Source organism: Bacillus sp. FSL R5-0585 (assembly GCF_038004545.1).
Taxonomy (GTDB): domain Bacteria; phylum Bacillota; class Bacilli; order Bacillales; family Bacillaceae_G; genus Bacillus_A; species Bacillus_A cereus.
In genome coordinates this window covers 3,499,497-3,522,935 of record NZ_JBBORJ010000001.1, presented here as the reverse complement: position 1 = coordinate 3,522,935, position 23,439 = coordinate 3,499,497, and the positions used below count along the sequence as shown (strand labels likewise).

Below are 23,439 nucleotides of genomic sequence, written 5' to 3'. Positions count from 1 at the left end.
GAGTCACTGTAAACGGTTTGCTAGTAAAATTTACACTAAATTTACAAAGGGAAGAAAAGTTTACAATCCCTTAAAGAAACAACTGCATTTCATGGTTTTTATCTTGTATAAATCTTAATTTTGTAAAGAAATCACACTTTTTAGAATAATGTTGTTCAGTCGAATATTAAGGAAAGCGTCTGCGAGTTCATCGTATATTTTTTGATGAAAGTTAAAAAAATATGTAGGAAAATGCATGTAGTTTTATAACAGCAAAACGAGGGGAAATAATTCTTTTAACACGATAAAAAAGCCACTGAATTATCCAGCAGCTTTTTCCGTGTTTTTATCGCCATGCTTTTGTTTTCTTATGCTTGTAATGTAAATGAAGAGAAAAGCAATAAGTAATAGAGAGGAGTAACGATATACAGTTGCATAGTTTGTAAAATGAGCAATAAATCCAAATATAATCGCTCCAGCGCCGATTCCAAGGTCAAATGCGGAGAAGAATGTAGCCGTTGCTACGCCGCGTCGATGCGGTGCTACACGGTCAATCATCCATGCTTGTAGTGCAGGTTGGATCGCTCCAAAACCACTTCCGTAACATGCTGCAGCAATAATTAAGCTCGGAATTGTCGTCGTATACGACAATAAAATAATGCCTGTAAAAGTTATAATAACTCCCGGAATGATGACGAATGTATGGCCTTTCGCATCATATAGCTTTCCAGAGAATGGACGAGTTACAGCGATTGCTAGTGCGTTACATAAAAAGAAGAGACTAATATCAGCTATGCCGACTTCTGTAGCAAATAGAGTGATAAAACTTCCGATTCCTCCGTACATTAATGTAATACATAATATTAATAATGAAGGAAGTAAAGCTTTACGCTCAATAAATCCATCGAGAAAAGTACTAGATGATTGTAGTGGAGGTTTTTTCGATTTTTGGATTTGAAGTAGTTTCGTTAATATTAATGAAACAATTGTGCACGATAATGCACATAAAAAAAGAATTGTGAAGTTATATGTTTGCATAAGCCATAGTCCGATAAGTGGACCGAGGGCCATTGCAATTGTTCCAGAAAGGCCAAAATATCCCATGCCTTCTCCGCGGCGAGCTGAGGGAATTAAATCAGAAACGACAGTTCCATATGTAGTCGTTGTAATACCGAAACCAGCTCCGTGTAAAATACGAACAGCAAGCAAAAGAAAGATAGTTGAGGCGAAAAGGTAACTGCCCATAGCGAGTAAACAGATAGCAGTACCGATCATTAAAATGATTTTTTTATTGAATTTTTGCAAGGCGTTCCCAGTTAGCGGTCTAACAAAAAGTGCCGCAACGGTAAACATGCCGACAACAAATCCGATATTGGAACTTGTGCCACCAATTTCTTTCACATAAACAGGTAAGGTTGGAATTAACATTTGAAACCCTAAAAACATACATAAGTTTGCAAAAATTAAAGCAACAAACTCTTTCGTCCATAACGGTTCTCGTTTTACGAGTATTGCTTCTCCCATATATTCATCCCCTATATAAAATTTTCTCTTTTCTTTCGAGTATATGTATTGGCCAATGCAACAGTCAAGGAAGGTGTCTTGAAAACGGATAACAATTTTTAAGGTGAAAAACTGACAAATTTGTGTAAAAGCTACACAACTATGAAAAAAAGTTGTAAAGTATAGATGTATAGACTTGTAGGTGTTAAGAATGATAGAAATTGTTTTTTCTTTAAAGAAAGCGGATTCAAAAGAGTAGTGAACAAGAAGGGGGATATATACTTTTTCACTACATATATTTGAAAAGGTTTACAATATGATGAAGAAAGAGGCGTGTACATATGAGACGATTAGGTATTTCTATTTATCCAGAACATTCAACAGTAGAGAAAGATAAGGAGTATTTAACATTAGCAAGTAAATATGGATTTACACGTGTGTTCACATGTTTATTATCTGTGGATGGAGAAAAAGAGAAAATTATTGAAGAATTTAAAGAAACGATTTCTCATGCGAATGCATTAGGGTTCCAAGTATTAGTGGATATTAGTCCATCTGTTTTTGAACAATTAGGTATTTCGTATAATGATTTATCATTTTTCCATGAATTAGGTGCGTACGGTATTCGTTTAGATGTTGGTTTCTCAGGATTAGAAGAATCAATTATGACTTATAATCCGTATGGTTTGAAAATTGAGATTAATATGAGCAATGGTACGAAGTATGTAGATAACATTATGAGTCATAGACCAAATCGTGAAAATTTAATTGGTTGTCATAATTTTTATCCGCATCGTTATTCAGGGTTATCATACGATCATTTCATTAAATGCTCGAAACAATTTAAAGATTACGGTATGAGAACGGCTGCTTTTATTTCATCATTTGATGCAACATACGGACCTTGGCCAGTAACAGAAGGGTTATGTACATTAGAGCAGCATCGTGAATTACCGATGACAACACAGGCGAAACATTTATTCGCGACGGAATTAATTGATGATGTTATTATTGCAAACGCATATGCGTCAGAAGAAGAATTACAAGCACTAGGTGCATTAAATAAAGAGAAACAAACATTTGATATAGAAATATATGATACAACGACAGAACTAGAAAGAATTATCGTATTAAACGAACCACATTTTTATCGCGGAGATGTATCTGAATATATGATTCGTTCTACACAAAGTCGTGTGAAATATAAAAAAGAAGAGTTTAAACCTCATAATACGCGTGAAATTAAGCGTGGGGATTTATTAATTGATAATGAACAATATGGTCAGTATAAAGGCGAATTACAAATTGCATTAAAAGATATGGTGAATACAGGAAAAACAAATGTAGTTGGTCGAATTGTAGAAGAAGAGATTTTCTTACTAGACTATTTACAAGCATGGGATAAATTCGGGTTCACATTAAAGAGATAGAGAGAATATAAAGGGGAAAAACTACTGATTTCAGCAGCTTTTCCCCCTTTATATATAAAGAGCGAGAGGAAGAGCTATGACAAAGGTGTATCAGCGATTAATTTCTATTTTAGAGGAATTTTTAGAAGAGAAATCGATGTTAAATCGAGCTTTTTTAGCAGGCCGTTTACATGTATCAACGAAGACGATTCAAAAGGATATAAAATTATTAAATGATATATTGGAAGAAAACGGAGCGAAAATCGAATCGCAAAGAGGGAATGGGTACGAATTAGAAATTATACAAAAGAAGAAATTTGAAGACTTTTGTGTGAGTCTATTTCAAAAACAGACGGAAAAGATCCCAACTTCTTATGAAGAAAGAATAGCGTACATTCTGCAGCGTGTTTTAATGACAGAGGGATATGTGAAGCTTTCAGAATTAGCGGAAGAGATGTATGTGAGCAAATCAACGGTCAATTTAATTATGAAAGATGTTACAGATATATGTGGTTGCTATGAATTACAAATTGAGAAGAGACCGTATTATGGTATACGTATTGTTGGAGAGGAATTTAATATTCGTTCTTGTTTATCACAATATGGTTTACCGCGTTATGATCATACTCCGTTTCATGAGCAATTTGAGCAGACGGAGACATATTTATCGCTACCTCATATATCACTCATTCGCTCAATTATATTAAAGTATATTGAAGGCGGAACAATATATTTATCTGATATAGAAATTGATAATTTAGTCATTCATATTGCAATCGCATTAAAGCGTTGTCAAAGTCAACATTATGTGAAAGGACTGCATGCGGAGCAATCAGAACTTATAATAAAGAAAGAATATACAATTGCGAAGCAGATTTTAGGAGATTTAGAGAAAGAGTTAAAATTTTCATTTCCAGAAGAAGAAGTATTATATGTGACGATGCATTTATTAAGTACTGCTGTTACAACGAGAAATCGCTATGAAAATCTAGAAGAGCTATTAGGGAAAGATATATATGCATTTATGCAACATATTCTTTTTAAAGTAGCGGAAGAACGGAATCTTATTTTTTATTATGATGAAGAATTATTATTTGGATTTGGTATTCATTTAAAAACGTTATTAAATCGTTTGAAGTATAAGTTAAATACGAGAAATCCTCTTTTGGCAGAAGTGAAAAAGAATTATCCGTATGCTTTTGAAATTGCGGTTCTCGTTGGAGATATCATTGGTGAATATACGGGTGAATCGATCCCTGAAAGTGAAATTGGTTATATTGCAATTCACTTCGGCGGAGCGATGAGCCGTTTGCAGGAGCAAAATCAAAAGAAAAGATGCTTATTAGTTTGTGCGACTGGTCAAGGAAGTGCCCAACTATTAAAATATAAAATTTTATCACAGTTCCGAGATAAATTAGAGATTGTAGGTATTACAGGCTATTATCAATTGAAAGTAGAAGATCTTTATAAAGAAAAAATAGATTGTATTATTAGTACGATTCATATACCGAGTGGCTTGCCTGTTCCAGTTATAAAAGTGAATTCAATATTTGATGATAAAGAGATTAAATCGATTGGTCAGCGGTTGTTTACGCATGTGAATACTAGTGTGCAGCCTTATATTAAGGAAGATTTAATCTTTTTAAATCATAATGCTTCTACGAAAGAGGATGTTATTCAGTTTTTATGTGAAAAAGCTGCTGAGAAACGCTATGTACCAAAAAACTTTTATGCTTCTGTTATGGAGAGAGAAAATACGTCTCCGACAGCGGTTGGGAATTCAGTTGCGATTCCGCATCCGATGCAGTTATTAAGTGAGGAAACTTTTTTGATGTTTTGCACACTTGAAAAGGCTGTTGATTGGGGAGATAAAAAAGTACAAGTAATTATTTTATTTAGTGTAAAGCGCAATAATAATGAAGATTTGCAAAGGCTTTATGATTTTTTATATGATATTATGTCTAGTCAAACTACGATAGAGAAACTTACTCAGACTGAGGTAATTGAAGATTTTCAAGAAATTTTATTATCATTTTGAAAAAGTATATAAAAACTTCCGTTACATAACGGAAGTTTTTTATGTTTAATTGTATGCGTTTTCATAATAAGATAAAAATATAGAAAACATATAGCTTGGGGGAATTTAAAATGGCTGATATGCAAACTCCATTCGCGTTAATTTTACATGGTGGCAATGCAAGAAGCGCGGCGCTTGAAGCAATTGCTTTTGCAAGACAAGGAGATTTCGGGAATGCCGGTGAAAAGATGAAACTTGCTAGTGAGGAAATTTCAGCAGCGCACCGTATTCAAACGGATTTAATTCAAGAAGAGGCAAGAGGAAATCATGCAGAAATTAGTTTACTGTTAGTGCACGCACAAGATCATTTAATGAATGCAATTACAGTGAAAGAACTGGCTGAAGAATTTATTGCTCTTCATAAACGAGTAGAAGAGAAAGTGACAGTATAAGATGTACATTTTATTATGTTGTGCAGCAGGTATGTCAACGAGTATGGTCGTAAGAAAAATGCAAGAAGAGGCAAAGAAACAGGGGAAGAATTATAAAATTAAGGCGGTTGATTCAGAACTTGTGAAACTTGAAATAAAGGAAGCCGATGTCGTTTTAATTGGCCCACAGGTGAAATATTTATTTCCAGCTGTAGAGTTTCTTGCGAACTCATACAACATACCAGTTGCGATTATAGACCAACGAGATTATGGTATGTGTGATGGTTTGAAAGTGCTTAAGCAAGCAGAACAATTAGTTTTAGCATAATTATATCTTTTTAAATATAAACATTATAATGTTATAAAGTTTATTTCATTCTTTTATAGTAGAGAGAAAGAGGAGGGCTATTGATGAATGGGTTTATGAGTTTTATGGAACAAAAGATTATGCCAACAACGCAAAAGATTGCAGGACAACGACATTTATTAGCAATTCGAAATGGGGTTATTTCTACATTACCGTTAACGATCGTCGGATCATTTTTCGTTATCTTTTTAAATTTACCAATTGATGCATATATGGAATGGATTGCACCGTTTCGCCATATTTTAGATATTCCATTTCGATTTACAGTAGGACTAATGGCATTATACGCAGCGTTTGGTGTAGGGGCTTCGCTCGCGAACTTTTATCAGCTCAATCAGTTAAGTGCAGGGTTATTATCTGTACTCGCCTTTTTACTAGCATCAGTTGAACCAATTCAAATTACGAAAGCTGTACCAGGTGTTATTGATGCAGGTAGATATATTTCAGTAGGAACATTAAGTGCAACGTCTTTATTTGGCGCAATTGTTACAGCATTAATTGCAGTAGAAATTTATCATTTTATGATTAAGCATAATATCTCGATTAAATTACCAGATAGTGTACCACCAGCAGTTTCAAATTCGTTTGCAGCATTAATTCCAACGTTAGCAGTTATTCTTTTATTCTGGGGCATTCGCTACGGTTTGAAATTTGATGTGAATACAACAATTACATACTTAATCGCACCATTAAAATCAGTATTAGTAGGAAATAATTTATTCGGTGGTTTATTAACAGTATTCTTAATCGTATTTTTCTGGTCATTCGGTATACATGGCCCTGCGATTTTAGGACCGATCATTCGTCCAATGTGGGATTCGGCAATTCTTGAAAATATGGAAGTATTCACAGCTACAGGAAATGCACATCAATTACCAAACTTATTTACAGAGCAATTTATTCAATGGTTCGTATGGATCGGTGGATCAGGATCAACGTTAGCTTTAGTTATTATGTTTATGTTCTCTAAATCTAAGTTCTTAAAAGAGTTAGGTAGATTATCATTCGTGCCAGGCTTATTCAATATTAACGAACCAATTATTTTCGGTGCACCAATTGTAATGAACCCAATCTTAATTATTCCGTTCGTTATTACACCGTTAGTGACAACGACGGTATCATATTTCGCAGTTGTTTCAGGTTTGATTCCACTTATGATGGCGAAACTGCCATTTACGATGTTAGCACCAATTGCAGCGGTGATTAGTACGGACTGGACAATTATGGCTGGTGTACTTGTACTTGTTAACTTTGTTATCTCGTTCGTTATTTACTATCCATTCTTCAAAATGTATGAGAAACAACAATTAGCAGGAGAGGAGAAAACAGAATGCTCGGAGCAATTATCATCTTAATTACATTCGTGGTCGGACAGTGTATTGCCCATTATTCGAAATGGGTACAAAGTAAATCTTTATTAGTGTTACTACTAGTATCAGTTTTATTTATCGGTTGTTCAATGGGTGCATATGTAATGTTAGGATTGCAATCACCGTACGTAATTATTGTACCGACAATTTTATGTGCAACATGTTTATCTGCAAAATATAGATTTACGAGCATGGCATTAATACAACGTGTGAAGGAGATGCAAAAGCATGGAGCGTAAATTAGGAATTTCACTTTATCCAGAGCATTCAACGAAAGAAAAAGATATGGCATACATTTCGGCAGCGGCACGCCACGGTTTTTCAAGAATATTCACTTGTTTATTATCTGTGAATCGTCCGAAAGAAGAAATTGTAGCTGAATTTAAAGAAATTATTCATCATGCGAAAGATAATAATATGGAAGTTATTTTAGATGTAGCTCCAGCCGTGTTTGATCAGCTTGGTATTAGTTATAGTGATCTATCATTTTTCGCAGAGTTAGGTGCAGACGGCATTCGTTTAGATTTAGGATTTGACGGATTAACTGAAGCGAAAATGACAAATAACCCGTACGGTTTAAAAATCGAGCTAAACGTAAGTAACGATATTGCGTACTTAGAAAATATTCTTTCGCATCAGGCGAATAAACCAGCTTTAATTGGTTGTCATAACTTTTATCCGCAAAAATTCACTGGACTTCCGTATGATTATTTCATTCGCTGTAGTGAACGTTTTAAAAAACACGGTATTCGCACGGCAGCGTTTATTACGTCACATGCAGCTAACATCGGTCCATGGGATATTAATGACGGATTATGTACGTTAGAAGAGCATCGTAACTTACCGATTGAAGTACAAGCGAAACATTTATGGGCAACAGGGCTTATTGATGATGTTATTATCGGAAATGCTTATGCGAGTGAAGAAGAGTTAGAGAAACTAGGAAACTTAAATCGTTACATGTTACAGCTAAAGGTACACTTTGTAGACGAAGCGACTGAAGTAGAGAAGAGAGCCACACTACAAGAATTACACGTAAGACGCGGTGACATAACAGAATATATGGTACGTTCTACAGAAGTACGTAAAAAGTACAAAGACTATGATTTCCCAGTGCGTGAAAGCGTACTACAGGAAAGAGGGCAAGTTGTAATAGGTAACAACTCATTCGGAAAGTATAAAGGTGAACTGCAAATCATTCTAAAAGAAATGCCGATAGATGAACGGAAAAATATTGTCGGTACAATTGCGGAAGAAGAGTTATTCTTACTAGATTATGTAGGAGCTTGGACACAGTTTACTTGTGTGGAATAGGGAAGAGCAGGAGAGGAGAGGATGCTATGGCATCCTCTTTTTTCTGTTGTAGTTTATTGCTGCTAACAAGATATCTTTTGGTTTAAGGGTTGGATGTGGTGTGGCTTTGAAATAAAGTCTGTAAAGGATTGTTTTAAACCAATCCAAGTTAACACAACTAGAATTTTAAATTAAGAAAATAGCTAATAATAATATTGTACATCTAATAAGAGCATGTTTATTTATCAAAACTGATGGTGCTAATTTAATCAAATATTTAGAGGTGAATAATATATAATTATTTAGTTAGTTTATTTACGTATTTTCAATGTTTAAAGATGGAGAATCTCCCTTTTTTAGAATGATTTATAATAATTCATTTAATTTATTATCCAATTTTAATGTAAACGTTCTTGTACTAAGCTTCTGTTCTATTGCTTCAAGGTTGGTATATAACTTTCTTTCTTTTCAAATAAAAGTAGTTGCACGATGTTTTAAGTGTGTATATAATTCCTCATATAGTTTATATACATTATATAAACTATATGAGGAATTATATTGAAATAAGTTTTCGATGATAATAAATGGAGGGGTGACCATTACTAATATTTTATAGAGAATTTGAAATTAGTAACTACTCAACATGATGAAGTGTGAGTGGAGAGATTTTCAGATGTCAGGAACAATAAAGTGATACTATATTAGTTATGCAAATTGCTAGATGATTCCCCTTGTTACATTTTTAATTATATAATTGATTTATATTGCGTTGAGGGCATTTTCCTGAAGCCACAGTACAGGACATTATTTCAAATGTTCTTACAAAAAAATACAAAAGAGGTATTGGTATGCAAATAATTATTTCGAACAGTTCAAAGGAGCCGATTTATGAACAAATTACGAATCAAATCAAATCGTATATTTTAGCAGGTGAACTACAGGAGGGGACAGCAATACCTTCCATGCGTAATCTTGCAAAGGATTTACAAGTTAGTGTAATTACAACGAAACGTGCCTATGAGGAATTGGAAAAGGCAGGCTTTATTTATTCCATTGTAGGAAAAGGTTCTTTTATCGCAGAGCAAAATCTAGAGGTCATGAGAGAGAAGAAGCTGAAGGTCATTGAGGAACAATTGAGTGCGGTCATAACGAATAGTAAAGAAATTGGGATACCACTTGATGAAATACAGCAATTATTGAAGATTTTATATGAGGAGTGAAATGAATGGGAAATGTGGTTGACTTAAAAAATGTAACGAAGAAATTCAAAGATTTTTCCGTTGAAAATATTGATTTACAAGTGAAGCAAGGCTTTGTAACGGGATTTATTGGAGCAAATGGGGCCGGTAAGTCTACAATCATAAAAATGATGATGAATCTATTAAAACCGGATTTCGGAGAAGTTAAGCTTTTCGGATTGGACTACAAGACGCATGAGAAGGCGATCAAGGAACGCATTGGGTTTGTATACGATGAGAATGTATTTTTTGAAGGGCTGGACTTAAAAGATATAAAACGTATTGTTGCACCAGCTTACAAACACTGGGATGATACATTATTTTATCAATATGTTGAAAAATTCGAATTACCGCTAAATAAAGCGATAAAAACTTTCTCAAAAGGGATGCAAATGAAGACTTCATTGGCGATAGCACTATCACATCATGCAGAGCTAATTATTATGGACGAGCCGACAGCAGGCCTAGACCCCATATTTAGACGAGAGCTGTTGGATCTTTTACAGGAGTCAATGATTGATGGTAATCGTACCATTTTCTTCTCTACACATATTACAACAGATTTAGATCGCATCGCAGATTATATTACTTTTATGCAGAATGGGAAATTAGTATTTAATCAGTCCATTCACGATGTAGTTGAAAACTATGCGCTCGTTAAAGGAGGATTGGATCTGCTAGATAGAGACACTGAAAGGGCATTTGTTTATGTTCATCGTGCTCCAACAGGGTTTGAAGCATTAACGGATAATATTAAAGAAGTGAAAAGTACTTTCGGGGATACAGTTGTCATTGAACGCGCCTCTCTGGAAGATATCATGTATTACTTTAAAGGGAGGCAGACCCCATGTTTAATTTAATCAGACGTGATGTCATACTACAGAAGAAACAGCTATTAATCTTTATTCCCTTTATCGTAATCTTTATCATTTTGGGCGTACCTCCAGTTTTGATTTTTCTGGTTGCCAGTATTTTTATTCCCTTTAATACATATGCTTACGATGAAAAAGTAGAGACAAATATATTATTAAATTCCTTACCCTACACACGTAGGGAAATTATCGCATCACGTTATATTGGCGCTATCGTATATATGATTCTATCCATTGGGGTGACAAGTTTAGTATTATTTACTTTCAATGAACCTTTTACGATTACTGATATTGCGATTGGCAGCGGCTTATTTTTATTATTTGTTGCGTTTACCTTCCCATTATTTTATATATTTAAACCAGGCTATATTACAACAGTTGTTCTCATAAGCTTTATTATTTTAACATGGATAGCACGGCCTATTGCATCGTTTATAACTGAACACTCAACAGTAATAACTGATTTTACTGTCAATTTATCTATCCCGGCTTTATATACGTTAGCGACACTTGTTATTGTGGGAGTCTATGTTATTTCTTGGGGGATTACCACAGCTATGTATCAGCGAAAAGCGTTCTAAGTGGGTTCTTTGTACCAACTGAAAAACTCAAGTGAAATTCGATTAGATGTATGATGCAAGAAGCAGCAATATTCTTTTTGGGGATATAAAGTTATATGACTGAAATTGTAGTAATAGTCCTTTAATAATCATTGTTCGACAGGGAGAAGTAAACCTTGAATCAATTTTTCTGGAGGTTGGTCCTACACGGGTTTCGATGGAGTTTTTATATATGCTGCTGGGCTAGATACTGATTGGGGCCTCTGGTGTAACGCATCTTAGATATTGAATTTTAATATAATACTTAAACATTAGAAATAATGTTATTCAGGAAACGGAAGCCATTCTTAAGTAAGATGGTATCTTCTTTTATTCAAGCATATTCTTGAATGAGGAAAAGAATTGTATGAATAATCTTTGAATTGCGATTTATTCTAGGGAAAGTCATCTTTTTCGTACACCTATCGATACGTACCTTGATTAAAATAAATATGTAATAGCAAGATAAATATAAAAGTGAAAGTAACTTAATCAAACGATGTTGTAAGTTCCTTATCTGAGGAGGAATGAGTCCTCTTATCTTGAGGCTATTCAAAACAAAAATGGGATGCGAACGCAAAGCCATTTAAGAATTCTCCCGTCGCACCAAAAGGTGTAGAGCTTGTGCTTTTAATTGTAGATGTTTGATTGTATAGAAAAAGGGAGACCATGCTCTGGAAAGATTTACAGTAGAAGGAAGAACATTAATAATATTATTGTGGATTTAAAAGAAAATAGTACTATTTTACCCCTTTAGGCATTTTTGTTGAGAGGGGTGTTTTTATATCTAAAAGAAAAAGAACATCTGAAATTGAAAAGTAGATTAAACAAGGTTGAGTTTCAGAAGAGGTGCAAATTATAAAGCTATAGTTAAAGATTCAAGATGTATCCAATAAGGTTGTTCAATTTATTTAAAAGAAATAAAAACAAGTAGGAAACATGAATTTTTATCGAATTTAAAACGAAATGAATTTCATTTGACTTATATTACCAGGTTAAGTTATTGTAAAATTGTATAAAGTTAAAATTTTTAAACAAAATAAATTCCGTAACGGATTTTATTTAAGGCGCTATACATTGAAGGGAGGTTTATTACATATATGCGTTTTATCACTATCTACATGTTAATTTTTAGATACCATTAAATGTGGGGATAAGTAGGGATATTTTATTGCTTATTATATATTAAATACTTTGATCAGGAAGCTTAACAACCTGTTACTAGAGGAAAATGACGAATTTTATTACTGGATTGCCCTTTTGATTACTTTTCTTTTATTGCAGTAGTTTTAAAGACGTTGTATTGGATTGTGTGTGAAAATTATTTAAATGTGAATATCTTATATATTAAGGGAATTCTACAAATATATGTGTCTCCTTAATATTTCACATTAAAATATGATAATATACAAAACCGGAGTTTAAGATTAGTATATATTTCTTGTTCAATACAGAGATTCTAACAATAAAAGTAGAAGTTTACTTAATATATTTTTAGGGGTATACAGAATGGGCGTAATAATAACCAAATTAAAGTAATAATATATGAGGAGAGGGATATGAAAGATGGAAGATATACATATAAGTTCCAGTGAACAAAATGGGTTACAGCTACACCTATGTAACACAGATAAATTTAAGACAATTAGTATAATGTTGATGATAAAAGCACCTCTTCAAGAGGATTTCACTACCGCAAGAGCATTAATTCCTTATATTCTGAATGGAGGATCAATAAATTACCCGAATCGTAAGCTATTAAAACAAAAACTTGATGAGATGTATGGAGCCACTCTTTCAACAGATGTCCTAAAAAAGGGTGAGAATCAAATTATTGCTTTTAGAATGGAGCTACCTGCAGATAAATTTCTTAATGTACCTAACTCTTTGTTAAAATCATCTTTAGATTTATTGCACGAGGTTGTTTACAGTCCACTGCTTGAAAATGGAGTATTTAATTCCACAATTGTTGAACAAGAGAAACGTTCATTAAAGCACCGACTTGCTTCAGTGTACAATGAGAAAATGCTATACGCCAATATTCGTTTGATAGAAGAGATGTTTAAAGGTGAACCGTATCAACTGTCTGTATTTGGGAGAGAAGAAGATATTGCTTCACTTAATGCTGCATCTATTTATCAAGTATATGAAGAACTACTTCAAAACGCTTGTTTTGATTTATTCATCGTTGGTACCCTGAATGAGAATGAGATTAAATTAATGGTACAAGATGTTTTTTCTGAACAACATGACACCAAACTTATAAAGAAGATTTCTTCAGATAGGAAAGCTGTAAATGGTGTCAAGATTATTCAAGATAAAATGGATGTGAAGCAAGGGAAACTTCTTTTAGGCTATAGAACTTTTTCGACAATACAAGATGAGGATTATGAAGCTACAAGGGTAGCGAACGCAATCTTTGGTAGGTTTCCATCTTCTAAATTATTCGTTAATTTACGTGAAAAGGAAAGCCTTGCTTATTTTGTACTTTCACAAATAGAAAGCAATAAAGGAATATTAACAACGATGGCTGGAATTGATTTTGATAATTATGAACGTGCAATTGAAATTATGAGAAAACAAGAGTATGCGATGAAAGAGGGGGACTTTACTGATGCTGAAGTTGAACAAGGTAAAGCGATGTTGATTAATCTATTCCTAGAAGCATACGATACTCCTCTAGGAATTATGGATATATCTATTCAAGCGGTTGATAGTGGATTATCTAATAAAATAAATGATCAGATTAAAAGAATTCGTATGGTATCAAAAAGCGATGTTATTCGAGCTGTTAATAAATGGGAACTAGATACTATCTACTTCTTAAATAGAAAGGGATAAATAAAATGAATTCAATAATTTATAAGAAATTAGGAGAGACAATATATCAAGAAAAGCTCGCCAATGGTCTTGAAGTTTTCATACTTCCTAAGAAAGAGTTTCATAAAACATTTGCGACATTCACAACAAAATATGGTTCAATAGATAACAAATTCTCATCTCAAGGGAAAGAATGTTCCACTCAAGTTCCAGATGGAATAGCACATTTCTTAGAACATAAAATGTTTGAAAGTGAAAAGGGTGATGTTTTTCATACATTTGCAAAGCAAGGAGCTTCTGTTAATGCTTTTACAAATTTTACTCGTACGGCCTATACAGTATCAGCTACGTCTGAAATAAACAAAAATCTTATAGCTCTTCTAGACTTTGTTCAAGATCCATACTTTACAGATGAAACGGTTGAAAAGGAAAGAGGCATCATTGAACAGGAAATAAAAATGTATGATGATAATCCGAATTGGCGTGCCCGATTTGGAATCTTAGAAAATATGTATAAGAGTCATCCTGTGAAAATTGATATAGCGGGAACAATAGATTCTATTAATCAAATCACTAAAGAGGATTTATACTCTTGCTATAATACTTTCTATCATCCTAACAATATGTTACTTTTTATTATCGGACCTGTAGTTCCTGAAGAAGTAATAAAGCTCATTCGGGAAAATCAAGGGAGAAAAACATTTCCAGACCCTGAAGAGATTCAACGTATATTCCCTAATGAAGATGCAAAAGTGAATAAAAGGTCAAGTATTATGAAACTTCCAGTTCAAATACCTAAAGTTTTTATTGGATATAAGGAAGCTAATCCTATGAGACAAGGTAAAGAGTTGCTTAAATATGAGCTATCTCTAAATGTTTTACTGGAGCTAATGTTTGGTAAGGGCTCTAAAGCGTACGAGAAGATGTATGATAATGGTTATTTGGATGAATCGTTTACTTTTGATTATACAAATGAAAAGTATTTTGGTTTTTCGGTAATTGGTGGAGGTAGCCAAGAGCCTGAAGAAATTATAAAAATTGTCAATGAAACTATCTTTGAGTTTAAGAAGGAATCAATAAAGAAGGAAGATGCACAACGTGTAATTAAGAAAGAGATTGGCAACTTCTTAAGTGCTATTAACTCTCCTCAATTTATCGCTAATCAATTTACACGCTATCGTTTTAATGATATGGATTTATTTGACGTTTTGCCAATGCTTGAAAATCTAACCGAAAACGATCTTGAAGAAGTACTACATTTACATTTTTCTGATGAATCAAGAACAACGCTAATTGTAAAAGGGGAATAAAATGAATTGCAAGAAAATTCTTGTATTAATACAAGTTATAGATAGGTTCAGAATCTAACCAAGTACTCAGTACTAAAATTGAATCCGCTTACGTATTAGTCGAGTAAGTGAGTGGCAAATTGTTAGATATCTAAAAATAACAATAAAAACATAAAAATACAATATCGTAATAATTAGTTTTATTGAGGTTTTGGATAATAACTGTTTCTTATCTTCGGTTCATCGAAATATAAGGGGGGATAATAAATTCTTTTTAATTAAAACATGATAGAAATATTCATAAATTTCTTCAAGGAAAGTGAAAGTAAGTATATAGCTTGATTTTTCAGACGCATTTAAAAAAACATTGTAAAATTCAGTAAAAATATTGAAATAAGCTGGAATTCATATTATTATATATAATATATATATACAATATACAAAGAAAGGCGATAAAAACTCTAGTTTTTTACTATTTGTAAAAAACAGATAGTGATATGTAAATCCCATAGAATTGGTAAATTGAAAATTAATTTGGTGTTTTATTCCCATGACATTTTGATTTTTTATCGCTTCATATTACATATTGTATTAATGGCTTAGGCTTTAGTTTTCCCTGATAGCGATACTTATAGCTATTACATTAGAAATAGAAAAATTGAGGAGGTAGATTCCATCCCGCTTCATGAAATGAACAACAAGCACTTTGTAAAAATGACAGAGTCAAATACTAGAGTGCTCCTTATCCTTCGCCAGTTTTTAATTTTTAATCGTATATCTTGAAAGAAGGTGCTTCAATAGACAATATAAATAATAGATAAAATTTACCTAGAATTTCCTATCAAATAAATATGGGATAAAACAATCATATTTATAGATGAGGAAGCTACAATGCTAACTTGGATAAATTATAAAAAGATATTTCAAATCAACCCGAATTTTTTTGGAAGCAATCTAGTTATTATGACAGGAGTGAAACGATGTCAAACCTTTTAGAAATTAAAAACATTCAAAAATCTTATGACGATAAAGTTATCCTAAAAAATATTACATTCAATGTGCCTTCAGGATCAATTGTTGGATTCATCGGTAATAACGGGGCAGGTAAATCAACAACATTTAAAACAGTACTAGGATTAATTTCTAAAGATGGCGGTACAGTTAAAATATTAGGAGAAGAAAATATAAATAAACATGCCAAGATTAAGGAAGAGATCGGGGTCGTATTTGATGCTATGAATCTACCGGCTCATCTTACAATAAAACAATTAAGTAAAGTTTTTGAAAAAATGTTTGAATCTTGGGACCAAGATAATTTTTATAGATTAGTTAATTCTTTTTCTTTACCTATAGATAAAAAGGTAGATAAATTCTCACGTGGGATGTCAATGAAATTGTCTATAGCTGTTGCGTTGTCGCATAATGCAAAATTATTAATTTTAGATGAAGCGACGGGAGGGCTTGATGCCGCATCAAGGGAAGAAGTGCTAGATGAATTAAAAAGTTTTGCGAGTAAGAATAACTGTGGTATATTACTTTCTTCTCATATTATGAGTGATGTAGAGAAAATAGCTACTCATCTTGTCATTATAAAAGATGGAGAAATTATATTAAATGAAGAGAAAGATAAGGTTTTGAAAAGCTATGCGATTGTAGATATTGAGGGAAAACAACTATCCTTAATCAACAAAGACATCATTGTGGCAAAAAGGAACTATGGATCTTATTTTAGTGTACTTGTATCAGATGTAAATACATTACCAAATGATTTTGTTTTTAGAAATGTCTCAATGGAAGAAATTAGTGTTTTATTAACAAGGAGTGAAAATAAGTGAGAGGTTTATTATTGACAAGCTATTACCTAATTTATCGAACTTTTTTAATGTTCATGGCAGTAGCTATATTGGGGTCTGGATTAATTTTTTATTTTGGAGATGCTTCAATGTACAATTTGATTGCTGTATGCACTATATTATTTGCGGCGATTCCTGCACTTGAAGTTGTTAAACATGAGAGTAAGTCTGGTTATGATAAATACGTACTTACTTTACCGGTTACTAGGGGTAATATTGTACAAAGTCACTACTTTTTCTATTTTTTAGTTGTAATTATTGGTACTTTATTATCATGTGGCATATTTTATGTATATGGTTTAATTTCAGGTGCAACAATCGATGATAGTATATTTAAGGGCATTTCTTTGGGGATTTTCATAATCCTTAATGCAGGTGCAATATCTTATCCACTCCTCTATGTTTTCGGTGCGGAAAAATCTGATGCTATTACAATTGGAAGTGCATGTGGGGGTCTTCTGGCATATTTTGGATTGCAGGGCGTGATTGGATATCTAATAGAACAATTACCACTATCGAACTTAAGTCCAGTTATATATATTTCAATTCTATATACAATATTTGGTGTTATCATATATATTCTTTCTTTTCTTATTTCTATACTTATATATCATAAGAAAGAATTTTAATATGTAAACAAAATATATTTACTCTTATTGAAGTGGCATTGGTTGTAAGTAGATACTTAGTCAGAAGAGAAATCAAGTATTGGTGTGAGGGTGCTATAACTAATATAATTTTAGCTATAGCACTTACGATAATAATGGATTATTTATAATAAATTGAAAAATAAATATGTTAATTAAAATTAAATAACGTGCTAGTAAAATCAGAGTGTTTTAGCGGATTTTCTCTTAATATGGTTGAATTTTTTAGTTTTACAGCCAAGATATCATTTATGATCATCTTTTGCAGAATCTAAACAATAATTATAGATAGCTAAATGGAGGTCTTTTTATGGAAGGTAATATGCTTTATCATCGCTACTTAAAACCGAATTCTGAATATTACGGTAAAATGAGTGAGAGAGAACAGGATTCTATATACGAACTAAATGACATTCCTGATACATATGCTGTTATATTAAACAATGACTCAGTTTGGAAGCACTATCATGTTAAGGGCTCAATACTCCCAGAACAAGGGTGGAAAATTCATGTAACTTCATCATTAGAAGATTCAAAGAGTGTACTAGATAAGGTAGCAAGGTTATGCTTAGATAAGAAGATTGAGTTCAAGCATCTTAAGAATAAAGATAGTTTTATGAAGATGAATTCGAAAAATGCTAATCGTGCTTCTTCTGGGAAGTTTATAACAATATACCCTAAAAATAACGAAGTCTTTGTTGAATTGTTAGAAATGATTTCTTCAGAAATCCAAGATTTTAAAAAAGGACCTTATATTCTGAACGATAAGAGATGGAAAAATAGCAATGTATTCTATAGATATGGAGGATTTAAAGGTATTATTAATAAACATGGAGAGCATTGTATTAGGGATGAGAAAGGTAATTTAATTAAGGATCAAAGAAACCCCTTTTACCAAGTGCCTGAATTTGTGAAAGACTTTGATGATTATCTGAATACAATTAATAATTCTGGAGATTTGGAAACCCAAGGTGAGAGTAGACTTGAGCAATATAAGATTGAAACAGCACTTAGCTTTAGTAATGCTGGTGGGGTATACCTTGCGACTCGAAAGAAAGATAACTTGAAGGTAATTATTAAGGAGGCGAGACCAAGCGCCGGTTTAGATGGGGCAGCTCAAGACGCTTTAGCAAGGCAAAAAATTGAGTATGATGCTTTGAAAAAGCTTAAAGATGTGCCTGGTGTTGTTAACTTGATTGATTATTTTCAGGAATGGGAACATTATTTTCTCGTAGAGGAATTTATTGAAGGGCGAGACTTGAGACAATGGATTGCCCAAGATTTTCCGTTCTTTAGAGATAGTAATAGTATGAGTAATCATGCTGAAAATGTAAAAAAAATACTGTTACAACTGTTCACTCTAATAGATGGCATGCATAATAATGGGATTGCTATGGGTGATTTACAACCAGCAAATATAATGGTAACTGAGGAATTAACTGTTAGGATAATAGATTTTGAAACTGCTATGCCTGTAAAATCTGAAGATAGACCTACTCTGGCAGCAATTGGATTTGTTTCACAGGAAATGAAGGTTAGTGGTGCAAGAGATTGGTTTGGGTTTAAGAAATTGATAAGGTATTTAGCGCTTCCGTTACTGTCTTCAGAAGATTTAGAGGGTTATTTACAATATAATCACCTTAATTGGATAAAGGAGAATTATGGAGAAGAATTTTATAGTTTTATTTTGAATTTACAAGAGCAATGTGATAAGAGAATACAGGATTATCAAACATATAATCCTAAAGAAATTAACCTAAGTGATCAGATAAGCGATTTTGATTTAACTTCTATTATTAATAAGTTATTAATAGGTGTTGAGAATAATTTAACAAATGATGAAAGGTTTATTAATGGTGATATTCGTCAGTTTGAGATGAATGGAGGGAAATTTAATTTTTTAACAGGAGGAAGTGGAGCTGCCTTTGCACTAACTAAAAATAGCTCTAGCAGTACAGAAATAGATAAATGGATTCAAAGTGTTTTGTTGAATAATCTTTCTCTAATTAAAGAGACTGGATTATTTACTGGGAAAACAGGCATATTGGCTTTACTTTACGACAGAGGTTATAAAGAAGTTGTCATAAACGAGTTGAATAATTTAAAGGATAATAGTAACAAAAGTGATATTTCTTTGCGATCAGGCCTTTCTGGGATAGGTATATTCATTATTAGCTTATACTTGGAAACTAAAAATACTGAATTTTTAAATTTAGCAGAAGAGTTAGGTAGTTTAATTGAAATAAACAGAGTTAAAAATGAACCCCTAAGAGTTAATGATTGGATGGCGGTTGATATAGGCTTAATTGATGGACTATCTGGTGTATCCCTGTTTTATTCAGCACTTTATTCGGCTACCCATAATAAAAAGTATCTAGAAAAGGCTGAGGCATTACTAAAAAAAGATTTAGAATCGACAAAAAAAGATGATGTAACGGGTGTATTACAAATAGTAGATAATAAAAATCGCCTATTGCCATACCTTTCTGGAGGCTCTATTGGAGTTGCTATTTCAATTTGGTTTTTAAACCATGTGAGTGGACAAGACCTTTATAGAGAAGAGATGGATGCGATTTTAAAATTATCAAAGACACGTTGCACAATTAGTGGTGGCTTATTTGATGGCGCAGGTAGCTTCATGTTACTTCCTGTTATGGTTAAAACTGATAAAGAACGTAAGATGATTCTTAATGAGGTATTGAATTTACTTAATCTCTTTTTAATTGAGAAAAAAGGTTATTATGTATATCCAGGGCAATTTTCTTATAGATTATCCGATGATGTTTATACAGGTAGTTCAGGAATAATTTTAGCATTAATGGGAGTAGTCAAAGATAATCCAATCTATTGGTTACCTTTGATAAATTCAGATGAATTTTTAGCGAGAACAAAAGCTAAGGAATTATCAGTAACTAGCGGACAAATTTAATAAATGCCTTTAATCAAATAAAGGAGGTGAACAGGATGAACGCAGTATTAGAATTACAAAAATTAGCGAATGACACAGACGGAAAAGGTCAAGCGGCGGATGCGACGATCACTACAGTGACAGTAACATCAACTAGTATTTGGGCTTCAACAGTAAGTAATCATTGTTAATCAGTAACCAGCTTTAATCAAATAAAGGAGGTGAACAGGATGAACGCAGTATTAGAATTACAAAAATTAGCGAATGACACAGACGGAAAAGGTCAAGCAGCGGATGCGACGATCACTACAGTGACAGTAACATCAACTAGTATTTGGGCTTCAACAGTAAGTAATCATTGTTAATCAGTAACCAGCTTTAATCAAATAAAGGAGGTGAACAGGATGAACGCAGTATTAGAATTACAAAAATTAGCGAATGACACAGACGGAAAAGGTCAAGCAGCGGATGCGACGATCACTACAGTGACAGTAACATCAACTAGTATTTGGGCTTCAACAGTAAGTAATCATTGTTAATCAGTAACCAGCTTTAATCAAATAAAGGAGGTGAACAGGATGAACGCAGTATTAGAATTACAAAAATTAGCGAATGACACAGACGGAAAAGGTCAAGCAGCGGATGCGACGATCACTACAGTGACAGTAACATCAACTAGTATTTGGGCTTCAACAGTAAGTAATCATTGTTAATCAGTAACCAGCTTTAATCAAATAAAGGAGGTGAACAGGATGAACGCAGTATTAGAATTACAAAAATTAGCGAATGACACAGACGGAAAAGGTCAAGCAGCGGATGCGACGATCACTACAGTGACAGTAACATCAACTAGTATTTGGGCTTCAACAGTAAGTAATCATTGTTAATCAGTAACCAGCTTTAATCAAATAAAGGAGGTGAACAGGATGAACGCAGTATTAGAATTACAAAAATTAGCGAATGACACAGACGGAAAAGGTCAAGCAGCGGATGCGACGATCACTACAGTGACAGTAACATCAACTAGTATTTGGGCTTCAACAGTAAGTAATCATTGTTAATCAGTAACCAGCTTTAATCAAATAAAGGAGGTGAACAGGATGAACGCAGTATTAGAATTACAAAAATTAGCGAATGACACAGACGGAAAAGGTCAAGCGGCGGATGCGACGATCACTACAGTGACAGTAACATCAACTAGTATTTGGGCTTCAACAGTAAGTAATCATTGTTAATCAGTAACCAGCTTTAATCAAATAAAGGAGGTGAACAGGATGAACGCAGTATTAGAATTACAAAAATTAGCGAATGACACAGACGGAAAAGGTCAAGCAGCGGATGCGACGATCACTACAGTGACAGTAACATCAACTAGTATTTGGGCTTCAACAGTAAGTAATCATTGTTAATCAGTAACCAGCTTTAATCAAATAAAGGAGGTGAACAGGATGAACGCAGTATTAGAATTACAAAAATTAGCGAATGACACAGACGGAAAAGGTCAAGCAGCGGATGCGACGATCACTACAGTGACAGTAACATCAACTAGTATTTGGGCTTCAACAGTAAGTAATCATTGTTAATCAGTAACCAGCTTTAATCAAATAAAGGAGGTGAACAGGATGAACGCAGTATTAGAATTACAAAAATTAGCGAATGACACAGACGGAAAAGGTCAAGCAGCGGATGCGACGATCACTACAGTGACAGTAACATCAACTAGTATTTGGGCTTCAACAGTAAGTAATCATTGTTAATCAGTAACCAGCTTTAATCAAATAAAGGAGGTGAACAGGATGAACGCAGTATTAGAATTACAAAAATTAGCGAATGACACAGACGGAAAAGGTCAAGCAGCGGATGCGACGATCACTACAGTGACAGTAACATCAACTAGTATTTGGGCTTCAACAGTAAGTAATCATTGTTAATCAGTAACCAGCTTTAATCAAATAAAGGAGGTGAACAGGATGAACGCAGTATTAGAATTACAAAAATTAGCGAATGACACAGACGGAAAAGGTCAAGCGGCGGATGCGACGATCACTACAGTGACAGTAACATCAACTAGTATTTGGGCTTCAACAGTAAGTAATCATTGTTAATCAGTAACCAGCTTTAATCAAATAAAGGAGGTGAACAGGATGAACGCAGTATTAGAATTACAAAAATTAGCGAATGACACAGACGGAAAAGGTCAAGCGGCGGATGCGACGATCACTACAGTGACAGTAACATCAACTAGTATTTGGGCTTCAACAGTAAGTAATCATTGTTAATCAGTAACCAGCTTTAATCAAATAAAGGAGGTGAACAGGATGAACGCAGTATTAGAATTACAAAAATTAGCGAATGACACAGACGGAAAAGGTCAAGCAGCGGATGCGACGATCACTACAGTGACAGTAACATCAACTAGTATTTGGGCTTCAACAGTAAGTAATCATTGTTAATCAGTAACCAGCTTTAATCAAATAAAGGAGGTGAACAGGATGAACGCAGTATTAGAATTACAAAAATTAGCGAATGACACAGACGGAAAAGGTCAAGCAGCGGATGCGACGATCACTACAGTGACAGTAACATCAACTAGTATTTGGGCTTCAACAGTAAGTAATCATTGTTAATCAGTAACCAGCTTTAATCAAATAAAGGAGGTGAACAGGATGAACGCAGTATTAGAATTACAAAAATTAGCGAATGACACAGACGGAAAGGGTCAAGCGGCGGATGCGACGATCACTACAGTGACAGTAACATCAACTAGTATTTGGGCTTCAACAGTAAGTAATCATTGTTAAATGAGTATTCAGTTAATTACATATAATTCAACTGAGATGAAAA

Annotated in this window: 32 protein-coding genes; 31 read left to right on the top strand and 1 reads right to left on the bottom strand. The window is 33.5% G+C overall.

The genetic code is table 11. The annotated features are described in order from the left end of the window. Window positions 1-300: 300 nt before the first annotated feature. Window positions 301-1,503: an MFS transporter gene (locus MKY38_RS18205; RefSeq protein ID WP_065224715.1), complete on the bottom strand. Its 1,203-nt coding sequence runs from the start codon at window positions 1,501-1,503 to the stop codon at window positions 301-303. A gap of 320 nt (window positions 1,504-1,823) precedes the next feature. Between MKY38_RS18205 and MKY38_RS18200 the strand changes: the two genes are divergently transcribed. The 31 genes from MKY38_RS18200 to MKY38_RS18050 all read left to right on the top strand — a co-directional run bounded on the left by MKY38_RS18200 (window position 1,824) and on the right by MKY38_RS18050 (window position 23,396). Further along, the gene (locus MKY38_RS18200; RefSeq protein WP_078384519.1) at window positions 1,824-2,912 is read left to right on the top strand and encodes a DUF871 domain-containing protein; all 1,089 of its coding nucleotides are present in this window, start codon (window positions 1,824-1,826) and stop codon (window positions 2,910-2,912) included. A gap of 76 nt (window positions 2,913-2,988) precedes the next feature. Then, complete coding sequence (locus MKY38_RS18195) at window positions 2,989-4,929, top strand: BglG family transcription antiterminator (RefSeq protein WP_065224713.1); 1,941 nt, start codon at window positions 2,989-2,991, stop codon at window positions 4,927-4,929. Between the two features lie 110 nt (window positions 4,930-5,039). Next, window positions 5,040-5,360, top strand: a complete 321-nt coding sequence (locus tag MKY38_RS18190) for a PTS lactose/cellobiose transporter subunit IIA (protein WP_000774631.1) — start codon at window positions 5,040-5,042, stop codon at window positions 5,358-5,360. Between the two features lies 1 nt (window position 5,361). After that, window positions 5,362-5,667: a PTS sugar transporter subunit IIB gene (locus MKY38_RS18185; RefSeq protein ID WP_000275642.1), complete on the top strand. Its 306-nt coding sequence runs from the start codon at window positions 5,362-5,364 to the stop codon at window positions 5,665-5,667. Between the two features lie 83 nt (window positions 5,668-5,750). Next, on the top strand, window positions 5,751-7,061 hold the full coding sequence (locus MKY38_RS18180) for a PTS sugar transporter subunit IIC (RefSeq protein ID WP_065224711.1): 1,311 nt from the start codon (window positions 5,751-5,753) through the stop codon (window positions 7,059-7,061). Beyond that, window positions 7,037-7,315 carry a hypothetical protein gene (locus MKY38_RS18175; RefSeq protein WP_000900048.1) on the top strand — a complete coding sequence of 93 codons (279 nt, stop codon included), beginning with the start codon at window positions 7,037-7,039 and terminating at the stop codon, window positions 7,313-7,315. Before MKY38_RS18180 ends, MKY38_RS18175 begins: the two co-directional genes overlap by 25 nt. Then, window positions 7,305-8,390 carry a DUF871 domain-containing protein gene (locus MKY38_RS18170; RefSeq protein ID WP_029437557.1) on the top strand — a complete coding sequence of 362 codons (1,086 nt, stop codon included), beginning with the start codon at window positions 7,305-7,307 and terminating at the stop codon, window positions 8,388-8,390. Before MKY38_RS18175 ends, MKY38_RS18170 begins: the two co-directional genes overlap by 11 nt. Window positions 8,391-9,217: 827 nt before the next feature. Next, the gene (locus tag MKY38_RS18165; RefSeq protein WP_075396495.1) at window positions 9,218-9,589 is read left to right on the top strand and encodes a GntR family transcriptional regulator; all 372 of its coding nucleotides are present in this window, start codon (window positions 9,218-9,220) and stop codon (window positions 9,587-9,589) included. 5 nt (window positions 9,590-9,594) lie between these two features. After that, window positions 9,595-10,467, top strand: coding sequence for an ABC transporter ATP-binding protein (locus MKY38_RS18160; RefSeq protein ID WP_098225440.1), 873 nt, complete (start codon window positions 9,595-9,597; stop codon window positions 10,465-10,467). Next, the gene (locus MKY38_RS18155) at window positions 10,455-11,060 is read left to right on the top strand and encodes an ABC-2 transporter permease (protein ID WP_098225441.1); all 606 of its coding nucleotides are present in this window, start codon (window positions 10,455-10,457) and stop codon (window positions 11,058-11,060) included. The genes MKY38_RS18160 and MKY38_RS18155 overlap by 13 nt, the downstream gene beginning before the upstream one ends. Window positions 11,061-12,644: 1,584 nt before the next feature. Beyond that, the gene (yfmF, locus tag MKY38_RS18150; RefSeq protein WP_098225442.1) at window positions 12,645-13,919 is read left to right on the top strand and encodes an EF-P 5-aminopentanol modification-associated protein YfmF; all 1,275 of its coding nucleotides are present in this window, start codon (window positions 12,645-12,647) and stop codon (window positions 13,917-13,919) included. Window positions 13,920-13,924: 5 nt separating this feature from the next. Beyond that, window positions 13,925-15,208 carry an EF-P 5-aminopentanol modification-associated protein YfmH gene (gene yfmH, locus MKY38_RS18145; protein WP_098225444.1) on the top strand — a complete coding sequence of 428 codons (1,284 nt, stop codon included), beginning with the start codon at window positions 13,925-13,927 and terminating at the stop codon, window positions 15,206-15,208. A gap of 959 nt (window positions 15,209-16,167) precedes the next feature. Next, the gene (locus MKY38_RS18140) at window positions 16,168-17,022 is read left to right on the top strand and encodes an ABC transporter ATP-binding protein (RefSeq protein WP_098225445.1); all 855 of its coding nucleotides are present in this window, start codon (window positions 16,168-16,170) and stop codon (window positions 17,020-17,022) included. After that, window positions 17,019-17,669 carry an ABC-2 transporter permease gene (locus MKY38_RS18135; protein ID WP_098225447.1) on the top strand — a complete coding sequence of 217 codons (651 nt, stop codon included), beginning with the start codon at window positions 17,019-17,021 and terminating at the stop codon, window positions 17,667-17,669. The genes MKY38_RS18140 and MKY38_RS18135 overlap by 4 nt, the downstream gene beginning before the upstream one ends. 328 nt (window positions 17,670-17,997) lie before the next feature. Beyond that, window positions 17,998-20,616: a class III lanthionine synthetase LanKC gene (gene lanKC, locus MKY38_RS18130; RefSeq protein ID WP_098225449.1), complete on the top strand. Its 2,619-nt coding sequence runs from the start codon at window positions 17,998-18,000 to the stop codon at window positions 20,614-20,616. A 35-nt stretch (window positions 20,617-20,651) separates the two neighbouring features. Continuing rightward, window positions 20,652-20,786, top strand: coding sequence for a class III lanthipeptide (locus tag MKY38_RS18125; protein WP_170924637.1), 135 nt, complete (start codon window positions 20,652-20,654; stop codon window positions 20,784-20,786). 39 nt (window positions 20,787-20,825) lie between these two features. Next, on the top strand, window positions 20,826-20,960 hold the full coding sequence (locus MKY38_RS18120; protein ID WP_170924637.1) for a class III lanthipeptide: 135 nt from the start codon (window positions 20,826-20,828) through the stop codon (window positions 20,958-20,960). Window positions 20,961-20,999: 39 nt separating this feature from the next. Next, a complete protein-coding gene (locus MKY38_RS18115) occupies window positions 21,000-21,134 on the top strand; it encodes a class III lanthipeptide (protein ID WP_170924637.1) in 135 nt (44 codons plus the stop codon). A gap of 39 nt (window positions 21,135-21,173) precedes the next feature. Next, window positions 21,174-21,308, top strand: coding sequence for a class III lanthipeptide (locus tag MKY38_RS18110; RefSeq protein WP_170924637.1), 135 nt, complete (start codon window positions 21,174-21,176; stop codon window positions 21,306-21,308). A gap of 39 nt (window positions 21,309-21,347) precedes the next feature. Beyond that, complete coding sequence (locus tag MKY38_RS18105; RefSeq protein ID WP_170924637.1) at window positions 21,348-21,482, top strand: class III lanthipeptide; 135 nt, start codon at window positions 21,348-21,350, stop codon at window positions 21,480-21,482. Between the two features lie 39 nt (window positions 21,483-21,521). Further along, window positions 21,522-21,656, top strand: a complete 135-nt coding sequence (locus MKY38_RS18100) for a class III lanthipeptide (protein WP_170924637.1) — start codon at window positions 21,522-21,524, stop codon at window positions 21,654-21,656. 39 nt (window positions 21,657-21,695) lie between these two features. Then, window positions 21,696-21,830: a class III lanthipeptide gene (locus MKY38_RS18095; protein WP_170924637.1), complete on the top strand. Its 135-nt coding sequence runs from the start codon at window positions 21,696-21,698 to the stop codon at window positions 21,828-21,830. 39 nt (window positions 21,831-21,869) lie between these two features. Then, window positions 21,870-22,004 (top strand): class III lanthipeptide, encoded by a 135-nt coding sequence (locus tag MKY38_RS18090; RefSeq protein ID WP_170924637.1) that lies wholly within the window; start codon window positions 21,870-21,872, stop codon window positions 22,002-22,004. Window positions 22,005-22,043: 39 nt separating this feature from the next. Beyond that, a complete protein-coding gene (locus MKY38_RS18085) occupies window positions 22,044-22,178 on the top strand; it encodes a class III lanthipeptide (RefSeq protein ID WP_170924637.1) in 135 nt (44 codons plus the stop codon). Window positions 22,179-22,217: 39 nt separating this feature from the next. Next, a complete protein-coding gene (locus MKY38_RS18080; protein ID WP_170924637.1) occupies window positions 22,218-22,352 on the top strand; it encodes a class III lanthipeptide in 135 nt (44 codons plus the stop codon). Between the two features lie 39 nt (window positions 22,353-22,391). Continuing rightward, the gene (locus MKY38_RS18075; protein ID WP_170924637.1) at window positions 22,392-22,526 is read left to right on the top strand and encodes a class III lanthipeptide; all 135 of its coding nucleotides are present in this window, start codon (window positions 22,392-22,394) and stop codon (window positions 22,524-22,526) included. Window positions 22,527-22,565: 39 nt separating this feature from the next. Next, a complete protein-coding gene (locus MKY38_RS18070; RefSeq protein WP_170924637.1) occupies window positions 22,566-22,700 on the top strand; it encodes a class III lanthipeptide in 135 nt (44 codons plus the stop codon). Between the two features lie 39 nt (window positions 22,701-22,739). Next, on the top strand, window positions 22,740-22,874 hold the full coding sequence (locus tag MKY38_RS18065; RefSeq protein ID WP_170924637.1) for a class III lanthipeptide: 135 nt from the start codon (window positions 22,740-22,742) through the stop codon (window positions 22,872-22,874). 39 nt (window positions 22,875-22,913) lie between these two features. Beyond that, on the top strand, window positions 22,914-23,048 hold the full coding sequence (locus MKY38_RS18060) for a class III lanthipeptide (RefSeq protein WP_170924637.1): 135 nt from the start codon (window positions 22,914-22,916) through the stop codon (window positions 23,046-23,048). A gap of 39 nt (window positions 23,049-23,087) precedes the next feature. After that, entirely contained in the window at window positions 23,088-23,222 is a 135-nt protein-coding gene (locus tag MKY38_RS18055) for a class III lanthipeptide (RefSeq protein WP_170924637.1), read from the top strand. A gap of 39 nt (window positions 23,223-23,261) precedes the next feature. Further along, complete coding sequence (locus MKY38_RS18050) at window positions 23,262-23,396, top strand: class III lanthipeptide (protein WP_170924637.1); 135 nt, start codon at window positions 23,262-23,264, stop codon at window positions 23,394-23,396. Window positions 23,397-23,439: the final 43 nt, after the last annotated feature.